The sequence below is a fragment of the Phenylobacterium sp. genome (assembly GCF_031412415.1).
Classification (GTDB): domain Bacteria; phylum Pseudomonadota; class Alphaproteobacteria; order Caulobacterales; family Caulobacteraceae; genus Phenylobacterium.
The window spans coordinates 1-1,710 of the sequence record NZ_JANOCX010000144.1 but is presented as its reverse complement, the minus strand read 5'-3'; the positions used below and the strand labels follow the sequence as shown (position 1 = coordinate 1,710).

General features: G+C 68.6%; 2 protein-coding genes. One reads left to right on the top strand and one right to left on the bottom strand.

What is annotated here, in order from left to right:
• Positions 1-845 (bottom strand): PQQ-binding-like beta-propeller repeat protein (locus tag RMO04_RS06995; RefSeq protein ID WP_309644069.1); only part of this gene is annotated, 845 nt, incomplete at its 3' end.
• Positions 846-984: 139 nt separating this feature from the next.
• On the opposite strand from RMO04_RS06995, the gene RMO04_RS06990 reads away from it, so the two are divergent.
• The gene (locus RMO04_RS06990) at positions 985-1,623 is read left to right on the top strand and encodes an acetyltransferase (protein ID WP_309644068.1); all 639 of its coding nucleotides are present in this window, start codon (positions 985-987) and stop codon (positions 1,621-1,623) included.
• Positions 1,624-1,710: the final 87 nt, after the last annotated feature.

Genomic DNA, 1,710 nt, shown 5'->3' with positions numbered 1-1,710 from the left:
TTCCAGGGCGAGCCGTTGCCGACCCCGGCGTAGAGGATGTCCAGCTCCGGATCGTAGGCCATGGCGTCCCAGACCGTGCCGCCGCCGCCGGTGGCCTTCCAGCCCTCGCCGAACCAGGTCGCCGCGCCCTTCTCCTTCATCACCTTGTCTGAGGCCGCGTTGTCCGGCTGCCCGTTGGGATTGGGGGTCGTGTAGAAGCGCCACATCAGCTTGCCGCTGGTGGCGTCATAGGCCGACAGGTAGCCGCGCACGCCATACTCGCCGCCGCCGTTGCCGATCAGCACCTTGTCCTTGATGACCCGCGGCGCGCCGGTGATCGTGTAGGGCTTGGCGGTGTCAGTGGTCTGGACGCTCCAGGCCTCCGTGCCGGTCTCGGCGTCGAGGGCGATCAGGCGGCCGTCGAGGGTTCCCACATAGATCTTGCCCTTCCAGACCGCGACGCCCCGGTTGACCACGTCGCAGCAGGCGTCGAAGCCCTTATCGCCCTTGACCTTGGGGTCGAAGGCCCACTTGAGCGCGCCCGTCTTGGCGTCGAAGGCGTAGACCTTGGACCAGGCGGTGGTGGTGTAGAGCACGCCGTCGACCATGATCGGCGTGGCTTCCTGCCCGCGATCGGTGTCGAACTCGTGCATCCAGGCCAGGCCCAACGTGCCGACATTGGCGGCGTTGATCTTGTCCAGCGGGCTGAAGCGCTGCTCGTCGTAGGTCCGGCCGTAGGAGAGCCACTCGCCGTTGCCGTTCGCCGCGGTGATCCGCGCGCCGTCGACATTGCCGGCCTTGGTTCCGGCCTGGCCGCAGGCGGCGAGCAAGGCGGTGGCGGCGAGCGCCCCAATGAGCTTCAACATTTTCATTGTCGCCTCCCAGGCAGACCGTTCAGTCGCGGCCTTTGGTGGGAACTATGCGCCGAACTTCGCTGTGGGCAAGACTGCCGCGAGGTCAGGGGCGGCTTGCGGGCCGCACGGTCGCCGCGTCACAGTCGCGACCATGAAACCCCTGGTGATGGTCGGCGCGGGACCCGGATCCCTTCCGCGTATCGTAGCAGAGGCGGCCGAGGCGCGCGGCAAGCCATTGGCGGGCTACCTCGACATCGGCCCCGATCCGAAGCCGCCCACGACCCCTCTCCGGCGCCTGGGCGACGAAAGCCTGCTCGATGACCCCGCCTTCCTCGCGGTTCACGACCTGGTGGTCGCGGTCCAGGGGAAGGAACGCCGGACGATCTTCGAGGCGATCCTGGCGGCCGGCGGAACGCTGCCGGTGCTGATCCACCCCGCCGCGGCCATCTCCACCACCGCTCACCTGGGGGACGGGACCGTGGTTTCGGCCGGGGTGATCGTTCAGTCCGACGCCAGGATCGGGCGGTTCTGCATGCTCAACACTGGCTGCACCATCGACCACGACAATGTGGTGGGCGATAGCGTGTCCATCGCGCCCGGCGCCCACACGGCCGGCTACGTCACCATCGGCGACGGCGCATTCATCGGCCTGGGCGCCCTGATCATTGGCGGCGTAAAGGTGGGGGCCAGGGCGACGGTCGGCGCGGGGGCGGTGGTCGTGCGCGATGTGGCCGAGGGCGCGACCGTGGTCGGCAACCCTGCGCGGCCCCTCCCGCCCAAGCCGCGTTAACCCGCGACTCAGGACTCCGAAACCCCGCCTTTACCCCGACCCTGTATCAATCCGGGTCAATACGAGCCTCGTCCATGCAGGCGAGCG

What these genes read in the sequence shown, in the direction of transcription:
- RMO04_RS06990 (WP_309644068.1), top strand. Translation starts at nt 985, where the DNA reads ATGAAACCCCTGGTGATGGTCGGCGCGGGACCCGGATCCCTTCCGCGT.